Annotated in this window: 12 protein-coding genes; 9 read left to right on the forward strand and 3 right to left on the reverse strand. The window is 65.8% G+C overall.

Annotated features, from left to right (window positions below; translation table 11 throughout):
- Window positions 1-196: 196 nt before the first annotated feature.
- Window positions 197-2,050: a glycoside hydrolase family 16 protein gene (locus P0R32_RS16945; RefSeq protein WP_276239821.1), complete on the forward strand. Its 1,854-nt coding sequence runs from the start codon at window positions 197-199 to the stop codon at window positions 2,048-2,050.
- On the opposite strand, the gene P0R32_RS16950 is transcribed toward P0R32_RS16945, so the two are convergent.
- Together P0R32_RS16950 and P0R32_RS16955 are read right to left on the reverse strand one after the other, a co-directional pair.
- Window positions 2,051-4,261 carry a DUF2206 domain-containing protein gene (locus P0R32_RS16950; RefSeq protein ID WP_276239822.1) on the reverse strand — a complete coding sequence of 737 codons (2,211 nt, stop codon included), beginning with the start codon at window positions 4,259-4,261 and terminating at the stop codon, window positions 2,051-2,053.
- A gap of 52 nt (window positions 4,262-4,313) precedes the next feature.
- A complete protein-coding gene (locus P0R32_RS16955; RefSeq protein WP_276239823.1) occupies window positions 4,314-5,732 on the reverse strand; it encodes an oligosaccharide flippase family protein in 1,419 nt (472 codons plus the stop codon).
- A 157-nt stretch (window positions 5,733-5,889) separates the two neighbouring features.
- On the opposite strand from P0R32_RS16955, the gene P0R32_RS16960 reads away from it, so the two are divergent.
- From P0R32_RS16960 to P0R32_RS16985, 6 genes are all read left to right on the forward strand, one after another.
- Window positions 5,890-6,423 carry a DUF1616 domain-containing protein gene (locus tag P0R32_RS16960; RefSeq protein WP_276239824.1) on the forward strand — a complete coding sequence of 178 codons (534 nt, stop codon included), beginning with the start codon at window positions 5,890-5,892 and terminating at the stop codon, window positions 6,421-6,423.
- Between the two features lie 99 nt (window positions 6,424-6,522).
- On the forward strand, window positions 6,523-7,761 hold the full coding sequence (locus P0R32_RS16965; protein WP_276239825.1) for a sulfatase-like hydrolase/transferase: 1,239 nt from the start codon (window positions 6,523-6,525) through the stop codon (window positions 7,759-7,761).
- A gap of 7 nt (window positions 7,762-7,768) precedes the next feature.
- The gene (locus P0R32_RS16970; RefSeq protein ID WP_276239826.1) at window positions 7,769-8,302 is read left to right on the forward strand and encodes a metal-dependent hydrolase; all 534 of its coding nucleotides are present in this window, start codon (window positions 7,769-7,771) and stop codon (window positions 8,300-8,302) included.
- Window positions 8,277-9,440 carry a polysaccharide deacetylase family protein gene (locus P0R32_RS16975; protein WP_276239827.1) on the forward strand — a complete coding sequence of 388 codons (1,164 nt, stop codon included), beginning with the start codon at window positions 8,277-8,279 and terminating at the stop codon, window positions 9,438-9,440. The genes P0R32_RS16970 and P0R32_RS16975 overlap by 26 nt, the downstream gene beginning before the upstream one ends.
- Window positions 9,440-10,513 carry a GNAT family N-acetyltransferase gene (locus tag P0R32_RS16980; RefSeq protein WP_276239828.1) on the forward strand — a complete coding sequence of 358 codons (1,074 nt, stop codon included), beginning with the start codon at window positions 9,440-9,442 and terminating at the stop codon, window positions 10,511-10,513. Before P0R32_RS16975 ends, P0R32_RS16980 begins: the two co-directional genes overlap by 1 nt.
- A gap of 6 nt (window positions 10,514-10,519) precedes the next feature.
- On the forward strand, window positions 10,520-11,746 hold the full coding sequence (locus tag P0R32_RS16985; RefSeq protein ID WP_276239829.1) for a glycosyltransferase family 4 protein: 1,227 nt from the start codon (window positions 10,520-10,522) through the stop codon (window positions 11,744-11,746).
- A 197-nt stretch (window positions 11,747-11,943) separates the two neighbouring features.
- Here the strand turns inward: P0R32_RS16985 and P0R32_RS16990 are convergent, their stop codons facing one another.
- On the reverse strand, window positions 11,944-13,101 hold the full coding sequence (locus P0R32_RS16990) for a tryptophan--tRNA ligase (protein WP_276239830.1): 1,158 nt from the start codon (window positions 13,099-13,101) through the stop codon (window positions 11,944-11,946).
- 307 nt (window positions 13,102-13,408) lie between these two features.
- On the opposite strand from P0R32_RS16990, the gene P0R32_RS16995 reads away from it, so the two are divergent.
- Window positions 13,409-13,558: a DUF7512 family protein gene (locus P0R32_RS16995; protein ID WP_276239831.1), complete on the forward strand. Its 150-nt coding sequence runs from the start codon at window positions 13,409-13,411 to the stop codon at window positions 13,556-13,558.
- Window position 13,559: 1 nt separating this feature from the next.
- Window positions 13,560-14,591, forward strand: a complete 1,032-nt coding sequence (locus P0R32_RS17000; RefSeq protein WP_276239832.1) for a sulfite exporter TauE/SafE family protein — start codon at window positions 13,560-13,562, stop codon at window positions 14,589-14,591.
- The last annotated feature ends 180 nt before the right edge of the window (window positions 14,592-14,771 follow it).

The raw sequence follows: 14,771 nt of genomic DNA on the forward strand, positions 1-14,771 counted from the left end.
GGAGCACCTATCGACCGACGATAGCGGAGCGAACCCGACGGATGCGGACGGATCGGGCGGGTTCGGACCCCTCGAACGACGCGATTATCTGAAGCTTACTGGCGCAAGCGCGGTACTACTCGGCGGCGCGAACTTCGCGACGACGGCACGAGGAGCGATCTCCGGGGGCGGTCCGCCGGACGTCGCGAACTGGAACGTGGTGTTCGAGGATGACTTCTCCGGGACGTCGCTCGACTCGGACAACTGGGGGGTCGGCTTCGGCTGGGGGACACGGACGAACTCCCCCGAGGTGATCACGGCCGACCACGTGAACGTCGAGGATTCGATGTTGAAGCTGACCGCCGACCACGAGGGCACCGAGATCAACGCGGGGGCGATCAACTCCAAGAACCGGTTCTACACTGGCCCCGGCAGTTACTGGGAGGCGCGGATCAAGGCACCGAAACGTGTCGGCTATCTCCCAGCGTTCTGGTCGAAGCCCAACAGTGAGGACTGGCCGCCGGAGATCGACTTCTTCGAACTGTTCTCCACTGACGACCGCTCCGACGTGTGGTCGACGGCGAACTACAACGTCCACTACAGCCGGTCGACTGACCCCGGCGACAACTCTACACATGACGCCCAGCCCGTCCACTACAACACAGGCGTGGATCTCACTCGGGACTTCCACATCTACGGGTGCAGGTGGCTCTCGGACCGAGTCGACTTCTACTTCGACGGCAACCACGTCGGGTCGGTCACCGACGAGACGACGATGGAGGCGCTGCGTCGCGGTGCGCCGTTCTACATGATGTGCAACATCCACATCGACCGGACCGGCACCACGGACAAGTCTGAGCCGTGGACCGAACCCGACGATACGATGTTCGTCGACTGGGTCCGCGTCTGGGAACTCGACGGCAGCTCCGACGGATCGACGACGGAGGAACCGACTGAGGAGCCCACCGATGAGGGCGACCACTACGTCTGGTTCCGGTCGGCCGACGGCGGCGAAGCCACCTTCGAGTTCGGTGCCAGCGGCGGCAACATCCACTACGACACCAGCGGCCAGGAGGCGGACTACCAGATCGCGGACGACCGCGAATCCGCCAGCGGGACCGTGGCGCGGACGAGCAACCTGCCTGGCTTCTGGTACGACGGCGAGATCGATCAGTTCAGCTACTCCGGCCCGCTCGACGTGTTCATCGACAACGAGGCGGTCGACCCCGACTCGCTGGTTACCGAGTCGACCGAGGAGCCGACCGAGGAGCCGACCGACGGCGACCACTACCTGTGGGTTCGCTCGGGCGACGGCTCGGCGGCGGAGTTCGTCTTCGAGACGAGCGGCGGCAACGTCCACTACGACAGTAGCGGCCAGGAAGCCGACTACTGGATCGGCGACGACGCGATGCTGGGCGGCGGCACCGTGGCGCGGACGAGCAGCCTCCCCGGCTTCTGGTACGACGGCGAGATCATTGACTTCAGCTACGAGGGGTCGCTCGACGTGTTCATCGACAACGAGGCGGTCGACCCGGACACGCTCGTCGACCCGAACAGACCCGGTCCCTACGCGCCGGGCGAGCTCCCGAACACCATCACAATTGACGGGAGCGTCTCCAGCGGGAGCGCGGACTACTCGCTGACGGTGTCGGACGCCATTGCACCGGCCAAGGCGATGAACGCCGAGGACTCGATCGAGGGGGCGACTGCGACCGGCGCCGTCGGCGGCGGCTCCGACGCCTACCGGTACAGCGGCTCGATCAAGGAGTTCGTGCTTGACGGTGACGCCGGCGTCGTCGTCGACGGGAGCGAACTCAGCCGGATCACCATCGAACGCGCCCCCGAGAGCAAGGGGAACGTGCGCTACCTCATCGAGACGAGCGGGACGCTCATCCACGGCGAACCGTCGTCGGCCGAGCCCGACGAGGTTGAGGGCGGGAAGGCCTACGGACGAGTCAAAGGCGACGCCGACGAGTACTGGCTCCGCGACGGATCGCTCGTGGACGTGTCCACGTTCCGCGGCGAGGTGGTCGTGACGGTCGACGGCACGGTGGTCGACGCGTCCGACTGATCACCCGGTCGCGTTTCCAGTCTGCACGACCTCGACCACGCCGTTGCTGTAGACGACGTTCTCACTGACGGTGATCGACCGTGCGTTGCGACGGCTGATCGAGGTCGGCGGGAGCTCACCCGTTTCTGCCGCCTCCTTCACTGCTGGCCGACGGAGGTAGACATACCCGTCCCGGATGCTGTCACGGTCGAACACCGGTCGCCACTCGCTTTTGAACACGACCACGTCCACGGTAGTGTACTCGGCCGGCAGCATCGACCGGAATAGCTGGGCGCTCACCGAGTCAGTGAACACTTGCACGTTGCCCGGGTCGTCCACGGACACCCGCGACTCGTCCGACGACCGTTCGGGGTCGACGTCGGTGATGTTCGCGTGGACACCGATCCACGAGACGCCCGCGCGGTCCTGGCCGTCGAACACCCGATCGTTCGCATGGGGGTTGAACGTCGACGTCGACGCCGATCCGGTCAGCGCGAACGCAGCCCCGGAGTTGACGACGATCAGGGCCGCGAGCAGCGTCGCGAGGAACCCCCACGTGGGGCTGCGCCACCGGTCACCGATGCGCTCGGCGCCCCGGTCGAGGACGCGGTAGCCGTACGGGACGAAGGGGGCGAGGACGACGAGCACGAGTTGGTAAACGCGGTCGGCCCAAAGGTTGAGCGAGAGGAGGTACGAGGCCGCCAGCAGCGCGACCAGCGGGACCGCAAGGGCGGTGTAGTCGAGGTCTGCCGGCGCCTCACCCCGACGAAGCAAGTTGACCGAGACGAGTCCCCGAGCGGCGACCCCGACGACCAGCAGCACCGTAACCACGACGTACAGGAGGACGTTGAGCATCTCGATCGGGCCCGTCTGGCTCGCGACGTAGCTCGCACCCGACCCCTCGGCGGTCGACTGCGCGAACAGGAGGGCGGTCGTCTGGTCGACCGCGACCGCAGGTATCGACACTAGCACCGCCAGCGTGTCGGCGTCGGCGGCCCAGTACCAGGCGGTCGCGGCCAACAGGAGCAGCGCCGGCACGGCGATGTCGAGGCGCCGCTCGTACCCGTCGATCCGGACGTTCGCCATCGTCACAACGACTGACGCGGCGAGCAGCGCCGTCCCGATGGCGTAGGTGGTGCCGTAGTGTGCGAAGATCAGCCCCGTCGCGGGGAGCGCGACGGCGATGACGGTGCGTGCGTCGTCGACTACCCCGCGGTCGTTCGCCCGGAGCGTCAGGAGGAGGCCGACGACGAACAGTTGCGAGATCAGCTGTTTGCCCGGCGTGACGGCGAAGGTGTAGTGGTAGAACACGAGCAACAGCGCCCCGTACAGCCCGACCGTCTCGTCGAACACGTCGCGCCCGAGGAGGTAGACGCCGAGAGGGACGAACGCGAACGCGAACACGTTGAACAGCTTGAACGTAGTGTGGACGCCGAGTCCGCTCAACGCTGCGACCGCCGCCGGGACCGCGGTCACCGCCGGGACAGCGACGCCAGACACCTCGGGCGACCAGACGCCGGCTGCGGCCACTCGCTCGGCGGTGGCGACGAGGCCCTGTACGTCCGCACCCAGGACGTAGGAGGTGAGGAGGTTCCGGTGCAGCAGCGTCGCCGTCCCCACCGAGAACACCGTGAGCGGGTACAGCGAGCGCGGCACGTACTCGGTCGGCGTGAGCAGCACCACCGCCACGATGGAGGCGACGAGCACGTACATCCCGACGGCGCTTCCCGTCCGGTTCATGATCCCCGCAGCGAGCGCAGCGACTGACGGGAGCGCGACGAGCGCGACGGCCATCGGGAACGGTCGCGGTCGGCGCAACCGGGGGACCGTGGTGCCCCGCCGGTACACCCCGGCCGTGAGGGCGGCGATGGTCACGGTCAACACGGAACCGAAGACGACCGGCGAGAGGGGGCGTTCGATGCCGACCAGGGGGAACATGACGCTCGTCGCGACGACGAGCACCGTGACCGTGGCCACGCCGAGCGAGACGGCGTACACCGCGAATCCGGACACCGACCGCGGGGTGAGGTCCAACAGGATCGTCAGCAAGCCGCCCGGAACGAGCGTCACCAGCGGTACCGTGAGCAGCGCGAGCGGAACGACCGCGGCAGGAAGGAACCCCGAGACGAGTAGACAGACCCAGTACAACGACAGGAGCGCGATCACGCCCCCCACGAGCGGTTCCGAGGAGACCCAGGAAGCCAGCTGGGTCTGACGAGCGGACTGCGCCATTCTACGTGGTCGATAGCGCGGATGGAGTTTGTTATGCCGGTGTTTCGACAACTCAACCTCGTACTACTGACATACCGGGGGCGATGACGCTGTCGCGAACCCGCGGAATCGCCGCGGAGACGGCCAGATACACGCAGACCCCCAGCGCGACCTGCGCGAGCAGCACGACGAGTCCGTCGACCGGGACAACCTGCCGGATTGCGAGGAGGACGCCGGCCATCGCGAGCGACGCGACCGCGTACCAGCCGACCAGCCGCACGGGGAACGTCAACTCGACGAACCGCGACAGGTACCGCGTCTGCATGAGGGCGTTGACGAACCACGCCCCGCCGGTGGCGAGGGCGGCGCCTTCGAACCCGATTGTCAGGATGAGCAGGGGGCTGGCGACGAGGTTCAAGCCCACGGAGACGACGATCGCTTTCGCGGACAGGTCCGGTCTGTCGAGCGCCCGGATCGACGTCCCCACGATGTCGTTGTACGACTGGAACGTCTTCTCGGCCATGAGGATCACGAGGACCACCGAGGCGATGACGTACTCCGGCCCGAAGAACAGCGAGAGCACCTCCTCGGCGTAGATTGCGGCGCCGACGAGCGCGGGCACCGACACGAACAGGACGATCCCGACCGCTCGCGAGATGGTCGACTCGATTCGCTCGGTCGACGCCTCCGAGTCCCACCGGCTGATCTGGGGAAAGATGTTGAGTTCGATCGACTTGCTGAGCAGCAACACCAGCAGCGTCACCTGCCACGCCACTTCGTAGGCGCTCACGTACGTTCCCGACAGCAGGAGACCGATGATCACGACGTCCATCCACTGGTAGACGCGCCCGCCGACGGAGGTGACCGTCTGGTACTTCGAGAAGGCAAACAGCGATCGGATCTGTTCGACCGAGGGGCGGCCGATCGGTGTCCGACAGTGGAGGAACGCCCAGCAGAACTCCACGGTCCGACCGACGACGTGGCCGATCAGAATGCCGCGGACACCCCAGCCGCGACTCACGAGCGTCACGGCGATGCCGACCCACACCACGCGCCGGACGAGTTCGATCGGGGCGGTGTCGCCGACGCGGAGTTCGCCCCTGACCACACTGAGGTACGTCCGCCCCAGCTCTTGGGCGACCAGACCGGCGACGAGCAGGCCGGTGAACGGCATCCCCAGCGCGGACTCGATGAGCGGTCCCAGGGCCAGCACCGCCACGCAGACGACCGCGAGAGTCACGGCCTTGAACGCCAGCGCCGACCCGAGCGTCTCCCCGGGCGCGTCGCCCTCCGAGAGGCGTTTCTCTAGGGCACCCCGCATTCCCACGTCCGCGGGGATCGACAACAACCCGATCAGCGCGAGATACAGGAAGAATGCGCTCACCCGGTCGGCGGGCAGGGTGCGCGTGAAGTAGGTGATCGCGCCGAAGAAGACGAACGCGTTGGCGGTCCGCGCCACCAGCACCTTCAGCGTCGACCGACCGAGGTCCATACGCTCCGGGGTCGGCGGAGCGTGTTCGTTATGATGGGTGTAGGTGGGTCGAGCCCACAGTAAGGCCGGTCAACCGGGCGTTCGAACGCCGCTGGCTTCCAACGCCGGTGGAACGGTATTGACGATTTTTACTCCGACCTGTGATGTGTTGCACACGATGACTGACAGCGGGGGGACACGAACGGCGGAGATCGCGGTGCTGTGCGCGGGGCTCCTCCTGGCGGTGTCGACCGTCGGGTTCGCGGTCGGCGGTCCCACCAGCGCGTCGCCGTACACCGAGTTCTCGGTGCTGTCGCCCGACGGCGGGGACCTCCTCGCCGACGACTACCCGACGGTCGGCGACGCGAATGGCACGGTCGTCACGAAGGTAACGAACCACCAGCGCGAGCAGACGACGTACACGCTCGTCGCGACCGCCCAGCACGTCGCGGCCAATGACGGTTCTTCCACCGAGGTCCTCGAGCGTCACGAACTCGGGCGGCAGACACTGTCGCTCCCCGACGGGGACGCCGCGACCGCACGCTTCGATGTCCTCGCGCTCGGCGACCTGGCGGACGCACCGCGAGTTCGCGTCGTGTTCTCACTGTACGTGGGCAACGTGTCCGACGACACGCCGTCCGAGTCGCCATACCGCCAACTGCACCTGTGGGTGGCCGACACCGACCGTGACTCCAACGTGACTGCCACGTAGCCGTCAGCGCTCCCTGTTCGGACGAGGTTACTTCCTACTACTAGCCCATACGGCCCCTATTACAAACACCGCCAGCCCGCGTCCGTTTGACCAAGACACATGAGTCGACCTCTCTCGGAGTTGGCGACAGTCGACGACGTCTCGAACGTCGTCGTCTTCGTATCGGACGCGATGCGGTACGATTTCCTCCCCAAGCCGGTCAGACAGCTCGGGGTAACGGGACGAGCGATCGCGGCGAGTACGTTCACCGCATCCGCGCTGCCGTCGCTACTCACAGGGCAATACCCCGCGACACACTCGGTGTGGATGTTCGATGACCGCGTCGAGCGCCGACCGCCGTTGCTCGACGATGAGGAGACGGACGTCGGGTTCGACGCCCACACCGTCTGGCCGGAGCTCCCGTCGGCGGAGAAGCCGCCGCTGCAGATCCACCACGTGGAGGAGGAGCGCACCCTCGACGACCTCGAACCGCCCTTCACGCACGTCGTCCACGACGTTGGCCCACACGCACCGTACGGCTTCGACAACGGTGTGTTCGAGTCGACGAAGGAGTTCTTCGCCGAGTACGAACGGCGCCGCGACCGCCTAGTCGAACTGTACCGCGCCGACTGCCAACGGTCGGCGTCGCGGTTCCTCGATCTCGTCGACGCTCTGGACGAGCGCGACCTACTAGAGGAGACGCTCGTAGTGTTCACGAGTGACCACGGCCAGTGCCTCGGCGAGCCGTCGCGTGGGGGGCGCTTCGGCCACGGTCACCCGATGGTGCCCGAGAACGTCGAGGTCCCCGTCGTATTCGCGGGCGCTGGACTCCCACGTGGGCGTCGGCTAGACGGCATCCTGTCTGGCACCGACGTCGCGCCGACGGTCCTTTCAGCCCAACGAGGTACGGTGCCGGACGATGTCGACGGGGTTGACCTCTGGACCGTGAGCCCCCCCGCGGACCGCACGCCTCGCTCGGACGTCTGGCAGCACCTTGATGTGGGTGTCGGGCCGGTGGAACACGAGCTCACGGTGTACGCGGCGACGTCTGCGTGGGACGATGCGGGCGGCCACGTGTTCCACCGGGGGTCGCGGCTCGAACGCCTCGGCGCGCTCGCGTACGACAACCTCCTTCGCGGCTACTCGCCGGCGTGGCGACACAACGTCACTGTCGACGGGCTGGCCTCTTTCCTATCGGTCACGCTCGGCGACACGCAGACGTACGGCGCCCCGGAGTTCTCTGCGTCGAAAGCGGCCGAACGTGTTCCTTCGGCGTTCGAGAGGGGAGACCCAGCCGTCTCCGACGCCTCCCTCAACCAACGCCAAGAGGAACACCTCCGCGACCTCGGGTACCTGTAGGTGTTCGATGGGGCCAGTCGGACACGCCATCGTGGCGTACCTCGCGTGGACCACGTTCACCCACCTCCGTGGCGGGCGTTCCCCGACGACGCCGGAAGTGTGGCTCGTGGCCCTCGGAAGCCAGTTTCCAGACCTCGTCGACAAGCCGCTCGCGTGGTCCTTGAGTGTGCTTCCCGCCGGACGGTCACTTGGCCACTCGCTTTTCACCGTCGTGGCGCTCGCGATCCTCCTCCGCCGGTTGGTCCCGCCAGACCGGCACTCGCTGATCGTGCCGTTCTTGGCGGCCATACTCACGCACGACCTCACGGACGCCATCGCTCCCCTCAACCGCGGCGAACCTGAGTACGTCGCGTACCTCATGTGGCCCGTCGTCGAACAGCCTCAGTACGATCCGCCGCCGCCGTTGTTGGCTGCGTTCGGTGAGAGTGTGCTCCACGGGCTTTCGGGAACCGGCGTGGTGGTGATCGCGGTCACAGTCGCGGTCTGGCTCGCCGATGGCGCGCCCGGTCTCCCGCGTGGTCGGCGATCTCGCAAGGACTGAATCGGTGGCACCATCGCTTTGCTGGAGACCAGAGTGTGTTCCGGGGCGTTCGTGGACAACTGCGACACGACGTCGAACTCGGCGAGTCGCGCTAGTTGGCACGCGCTACCGAACGCTGTGCAGCCGCGTAGCGTCCGCTGTTGGCGTAGTAGGCCGATCGAAGGTCCGACGTATGATCCCTATTACAAATCAGACACATCAGAATCTCGGGTTCGTAGCGGCAATGCATCATATCACGGCTAACGCGCTCAGCTTCGATCTAGAGCACTGGCATACCGCCACGCTGCTCCGTGACGCGGTCGCTGACCCTGTCGACCACCTCGTCGACTCGACGAACATCGTTCTCGAGCACCTAGACAACCACGATGTGACGGCGACGTTTTTCGTCGTCGGCGAGGTTGCACGCGAGTACCCCGACCTCATCGCCGAGGTCGCGGCAGCAGGTCACGAGATCGGGTCGCACGGTCACTCACACCGCCCGCTGTTCGACCTCTCACCCGGGGTGTTCGAGCGGGAACTTCGGGACTCACGCGAGGCGATCGTCGACGCGTGCGGCGTCTCTCCGACGGGGTTTCGCGCGCCGAACTTCTCGGTGACACAAGAGACAGCGTGGGCGTTCGATGTGCTCCGAGAGAGTGCCTACGAGTACGACTCCAGCGTGTTCCCGATGAAGACCCCGATGTACGGCGTCCACGGGGCGCCCCGGCGACCGTACACGGTCGACCCAGCCGACCCGTTCGCCGCTGACGCCGCTGACGATCGAGATGTCGCTCCAGACGACCTTGTCGAACTCCCGTTGTCGGTCCTCGGATCGACGCTCCGGTTCCCGATAGCGGGCGGTTTCTACGCGAGAGTCACGCCACGACAGATCCTCCAACACGCGATCGCTCGGCTCGAGCGCACCGGTATTCCGGCGAACCTCTACTTCCACCCCTGGGAGTTTAACCCGGCTGTCCGGACCGACGAACCGCCGCTCCTCGCACGTTTGATCAGCTTCACCGGCATCGACCGCCTCGGCGACACACTCGACGCGATGCTCGAGCGGTTCCAGTTCGGTCCTGTCCGAGACCTGTGTGGCGGTGCGTTCGACGCCGACCCAGACTCACTGTCCGACTCCCCCAACAACATTTGGACCTAATGCAACACAACATTCCCAACCAGACCGACGACGGAACCGTAATCAAAGAGTGTGCCCGCCCAGACGCCTGGGATCAGTTCATCGAGCGGGCAGACGGCCCCCCATTTGCGCTGTGGGGGTGGGGAGAGGCCGCCAGTGTATACGGTCACTCCTGTCGCCGGCTTGTCGCCGTCGACGACGACGGGATCGTCGCGGCGCTCCCGCTCGTCTACGTCCGTAGTCGGCTGTTTGGGTCGAAACTCGTCTCTCCACCGTTCGGCGAACGGGCGTCGGTCGTGTCGGCCGACCGGGCGACAGAATCCGACGAACGAGCACTGCTCGAACGCGCGAGGACGCTCGCGGACGATCTCGAGGTGGACTTCGTCAGCCTCCGTGGCCGCGATCTCCCTGAGCTGGCGGGGTTCGAGTCGCGGCGGCGGTTCGTCACGTTCAGTGTTCCAGTGGCCGACGAGGCGTCGATTCGGGGAGCGATCAAGGACAGCCGTGAACGACAGATCCGACAGGCGGGCGACAACTCCGAGCTAACCTACGAGGAGGGCGACGACCTCGAAGACCTGCGCGACTACTATCGCCTGTACCTCCGCTCGGTTCGAGGCCACGGCACGCCGCCACACTCGTTCGCGTTCTACCGGACGCTGTGGGAGTGCTACTCCCCCGAGGACCGACTCCACCTCGGCCTCGTCCGACGCGACGGTGAGGTGATCAACGGGATCATCAACCTCGCGTCGGGATCGACGGCGTCCCAGTGGGGCGTCGTCACTGACTACGACCATCGCGACCTGAACGGCGGCAGCTACCTCGTGTGGAAATCGTTGCAGTGGGCAGCGGCCAACGACCTCGACGCCTACGAGTTCGGGCGGACCCGCGAGGGGTCGGGCGTGTACATGTTCAAGAAGAGTTTCGGTGGGGAGAAGACGTGGTACCACGATCTCCACTACTTCCCGGACGGTGATGGGGACCTCCCCCACCCTGACGACGAACGCTACGACCGCCTCAAGGACGTGTGGAAACGCCTCCCGATCCCGGTAACGCAGTTCGTGGGTCCGAAACTCAGATCCTCGGTGACTCTCTGATTGCCCATGCAGGTTCTGTACATCATTGGGCAGGGAGAAGGTGGCCTCGCCCACTACACCGCTGAACTCGCCAACGCCGTCGCCGTCGACCACGACGTTGTCGTGATGAAGCCGGAGGAAACGGACGCCGACGCCCACCTCGACGACCGCGTTCAGGTGGTTGAGGCGTTCTCCCCCATCCAGATCTCGATGCCGCGGATCTACTCGCTCGACATGAACCCGATCACCGTACTCCGTGGGCTGTACTCCTACACTGCTATCGAGCGGGTGTTCGACATCGACCCCGACGTCGTCCACGATGCCACCGGGATCTTTCCGCAGGTGCGACTGTTCGCGGCGCGTCACGGCGTCGACGAGACGTACCCGTTCGTCGTCACGAAACACGAGGTCCTGGAGTCGCGCTTCTCGCTGTCACGACCGCCGGTGATGGTCGAGGAGGCCATCAACCTCCTGTTGCCCTCGCTGGACACAGACGCCTACGTCGTCCACACGCCGAGTCAGCGGGACGCGCTGGTCCGTCAGGGCGTCGACAGCGACCGGGTCTCCGTCATTCCGCACGGTGCCTACTCCCTGTTCGGGTCGGCAGACGACGTGTCGCGTTCCCCCGAGCCGAACACACTGCTGTTCTTCGGCAACGTCGTCCCTCCGAAGGGTGTGGACACGCTCGTCGAGGCGATGCCACTGGTCCGCGAGCATGTCCCGGACGCGACGCTCGTGATCGCCGGCAGCGGATCACTCCCCGAGGACGCTCGCGCGATCGTCGACGCTCACCCTGACGCGATTGAGTACCTCGACCGCTACGTCCCCGACGACGAGGTCGGTGACCTCTTCGCGCGGGCCGAGGTCGTCGTCACGCCGTACCGTGAACAAGGTGGGACGAAAGGACACAGTGGCGCGCTGTCGACGGCGTTTTCTTTCGGCAAACCGGTCGTCTCGTCCAGCGCCGGCGACTTCCCGCGCCTCGTCGGCGAGACTGGCTGCGGCAGGGTGGTCCCACCGGAGGACCCCGAGCGACTCGCCGACGCCCTCGTCGACGTCCTCACCGACGACGAGGCTCGTGCAGAGATGGCCCGTCGGAGCCGGGAGATGGCCGAACGGCTCTCTTGGAGCACCATCGCGGACGAACACGTCGACCTGTACGAGCGTGTCGTCGGTTCAGTCGACGTCGGTCGCAACCGCCCGCCGGACGGCGAGTCAACCGCGCGTGTGTTGGCTTCCGAGTTCGACATTTGACAACTGGAATGGGTGATCAATCACCCGTCACCGTTCGCAGGGGGCCAACGACCACCGGGACACGTGAGACGACTCGATAAGCACTGAACGGTCTCTCAACTCGTACACGATCGAAGGTAGGCTGATGGGTCCTCCCGCTCACACTGGAATCGGCGATTCACGGTGGAAACCGACCTTTCCGTTTCAGACCGGGACGGTCAGTACAGCAGGTCCTCGGTCAGCGTCGCGCGCTCCTCGTCGGTGAGGGTGTAGTTCCGGATCTCCTCGTCGAAGTCGCCGAGGGCGGCTTTCCGTTCCTGGTGGGCCTCGAGGAAGTCCGAGACCTTCTCGGCGGCGTAGTTCTTCAACTCGCCCGTGAGCAACTCGCCGCTGCGGTAGTCGGCGGCCAATTCCTCCACCTTCTCGTCGTCCTCCTCGAAGAAGTAGTACAGCAGCTGGTAGGCGACGTCGACGTCGGGGTCGCCGCCCTTCTCGCGGTGCTCCTCCAGTGAGGTCTGGCCCCCGGAGAAGGCGTACGTCTGGATCTTCTCGAGCACGGCGTCGCGGTCGTCAGAGAGGTAGATCGTGGGGTTCTGGTCGGAACTGCTCATCTTGCCGCCGTCGCCCTTGAGCTGCGGGAAGAAGCGGCTCAGGAGCGCCGAGGGCTTGTACACGTCGTAGTCCTCCTTGGCGGCCACGTCGCGGCACAGCCGGATGTGGGGGTCCTGGTCGACCGCGATGGGGACGATGGTGCGGTGGCGCCCGTGGACGAGCTGCGGGAGCAGGAGGTGGGTCGCCTGCACCGCCGGGTAGAAGGAGAGCCCGACGTTGTCCGGGTCGCCGTAGGTGGCGTTCACCGTCGACTGCGTGTAGCGCTTCGCGAACTTCGCGGCCCACGGGTAGATCACGTCGGCGTCGGCGCTGTCGACGACGATCCGGGTCTTCTCGGGGTCGAAGCCGACAGCCATGATCTCGGTGATGTTGTCCTTGGCCCAGCCCTGGATGTCGTCGAAGTCCTGGTCCTTCGCGAAGTACTTCTCGTCGTCGGAGATGGGGATGTAGACGTGCGCGCCGGTGCGGTCCTGGAGGTACTTCGCGAGGTAGAGGGGGAACACGTGGCCGATGTGCATCGGGCCGGAGGGGCCGCGGCCGGTGACGATGGACACCTGCTCGTCCTCATCGATGGCGTCGAGGTACTCCTCGACGTCGCGCCCACCGTAGAAGATGCCGCGCTTGATCAGGGGGTGGAGGGGCTCGGGGAAGCGCTCGCGCTCGGCCTCCGTCAGTTCGTCGGCGCCGAACTGATCCAACACGCGCTCGTAGTCGACGTCACCCTGAACGGCGTACGGCGTCACGGTGAAATCGTCGTCAGTCATGGGCGAGGCTACCTGTGGTGCGCATAATAATGTAGCGATGCGGCGGCCCGCGGGCGCCTGACGCGTCGTCGGCGCCGTTCTCGCGGTCGAGGGTCGGTCGCCCTGCAGGTGACCGACAACCCTGGTCGACGGAGTGGCCAAGACGAACGGCCCCAACTGTAGCTACGGATAACGTATAGATCACTTCGAGTTGGTTACGGCGATATAGTATTGTCTGAGTAATGCAAAACCGTTATAGCCACCCACCGGATACTGCTGAACGAGAGTATCCCATGATGCGGACAATACTGATGCGAGGTGGCGAGTGATGTTCGGACTGGAGACGCTGGACGGAAACGCGCTGGCGGCGGTCCTCGTCGGGGCCGTCCTGGCCGAGGCGCTCGTCCTGTACGTCGGGTACGGACTGCTGGAATCAACGCTCGGCGAGCGCGTGAACGAACTCGTCGGGGGGATCTGAGATGGAGATTCTCGGCGTTGCAGTCGAACTCCTCGCGATGTTCGCGGGGTTCGGCCTGCTGATCGGTGTCCTGTTCGGGTTCTTCGGAATGGGCGGGTCGTTCCTCGTCACGCCCGCACTCCTCGTGATGGGTTACGACGCGAACGTCGCGGTCGGGTCCGGTCTCGCGTTCGTGTTCGGGACCTCCGTCATCGCGACACTGAAGCACCGTGACCTGGGTCAGGTCGACTACAAACTCGGGGTCTTGATGATCGCGGGCACAACTGGTGGAATCGAAGTCGGGAAGATCGGATTGGAGTACCTCCAGCACATCGGGCTGGCCGACAGCGTGGTCAGCGTCGCGTACGTGGGCCTGCTTGGCTCTATCGGGGCATTCGTCACGTACACCGCCATGAAGGGCGGTGGCGGCGGGATCTCCCACGACGTCGACGAGACCGACGACGACGCGGACGACATTCCCGCCATCGCACAGAAGATCCAGTCGTACCACATCCCGCCGATGATCTCGGTGCGTGGGGGCTTCACCGTCTCGCTGTGGATGGTGCTCGCCGTCGCGTTCGCGACTGGGCTCCTCTCGGGCTTCCTCGGCGTCGGTGGCGGCTTCATCCGCATGCCTGCGCTGTTCTACCTCGTCGGCGTGCCGGTGCCGGTGGCGGTCGGGACTGACCTGTTCGAGATCGTCTTCTCAGGCGGGATCGGCTCGTTCCTGTACGCCCAGTCGGGCGCGGTCGACCTCTCCATCGTCGTCCCGCTACTCGCAGGGAGCGCACTCGGCGCCCGCATAGGTGCCGGTGCGACGAGCCTCGTCAACGAGGACGACATCAAGGTGTACTTCGGCGTGATGCTGCTGCTCGGCGCGCTCGCAGTCGCGGTCCGCCAGGTCGGTGGCTACCTCGGCATCGAGTTCTTCGACGTGGTCAGCCTCGTCATCATCCTCGGCGCAGCGCTGTTGGTGAGTGGCGCGGTCATCCTCAGCAGTATCCGCGAACTCCGCAACGAGTCGGCGTCCTCAGAGCCGACGTCTGCCGACTGACGCGACTGAGGACCGTTCGATCACTCTTTTTGAGAACTGACTGACCAGCGACGAATCGACACGAAGCGATCCAAATCGGCGGCGCGTCTGACTCTCTGCACGGGTGTGTACCGCATCCACGGCGACCGTCGTCGGCTTTCAGTCGAGGCTGTCGCCACCGCTGATCGCTGGACTCGGCGT

It is taken from the genome of Halobaculum marinum, assembly GCF_029338555.1.
Classification (GTDB): Archaea; Halobacteriota; Halobacteria; order Halobacteriales; family Haloferacaceae; genus Halobaculum; species Halobaculum marinum.

What these genes read in the sequence shown, in the direction of transcription:
- P0R32_RS16950 (WP_276239822.1), bottom strand. Translation starts at nt 4,261, where the DNA reads ATGGCGCAGTCCGCTCGTCAGACCCAGCTGGCTTCCTGGGTCTCCTCG.
- P0R32_RS16955 (WP_276239823.1), bottom strand. Translation starts at nt 5,732, where the DNA reads ATGGACCTCGGTCGGTCGACGCTGAAGGTGCTGGTGGCGCGGACCGCC.
- P0R32_RS16960 (WP_276239824.1), top strand. Translation starts at nt 5,890, where the DNA reads ATGACTGACAGCGGGGGGACACGAACGGCGGAGATCGCGGTGCTGTGC.
- P0R32_RS16965 (WP_276239825.1), top strand. Translation starts at nt 6,523, where the DNA reads ATGAGTCGACCTCTCTCGGAGTTGGCGACAGTCGACGACGTCTCGAAC.
- P0R32_RS16970 (WP_276239826.1), top strand. Translation starts at nt 7,769, where the DNA reads ATGGGGCCAGTCGGACACGCCATCGTGGCGTACCTCGCGTGGACCACG.
- P0R32_RS16980 (WP_276239828.1), top strand. Translation starts at nt 9,440, where the DNA reads ATGCAACACAACATTCCCAACCAGACCGACGACGGAACCGTAATCAAA.
- P0R32_RS16985 (WP_276239829.1), top strand. Translation starts at nt 10,520, where the DNA reads ATGCAGGTTCTGTACATCATTGGGCAGGGAGAAGGTGGCCTCGCCCAC.
- P0R32_RS16990 (WP_276239830.1), bottom strand. Translation starts at nt 13,101, where the DNA reads ATGACTGACGACGATTTCACCGTGACGCCGTACGCCGTTCAGGGTGAC.
- P0R32_RS16995 (WP_276239831.1), top strand. Translation starts at nt 13,409, where the DNA reads ATGTTCGGACTGGAGACGCTGGACGGAAACGCGCTGGCGGCGGTCCTC.
- P0R32_RS17000 (WP_276239832.1), top strand. Translation starts at nt 13,560, where the DNA reads ATGGAGATTCTCGGCGTTGCAGTCGAACTCCTCGCGATGTTCGCGGGG.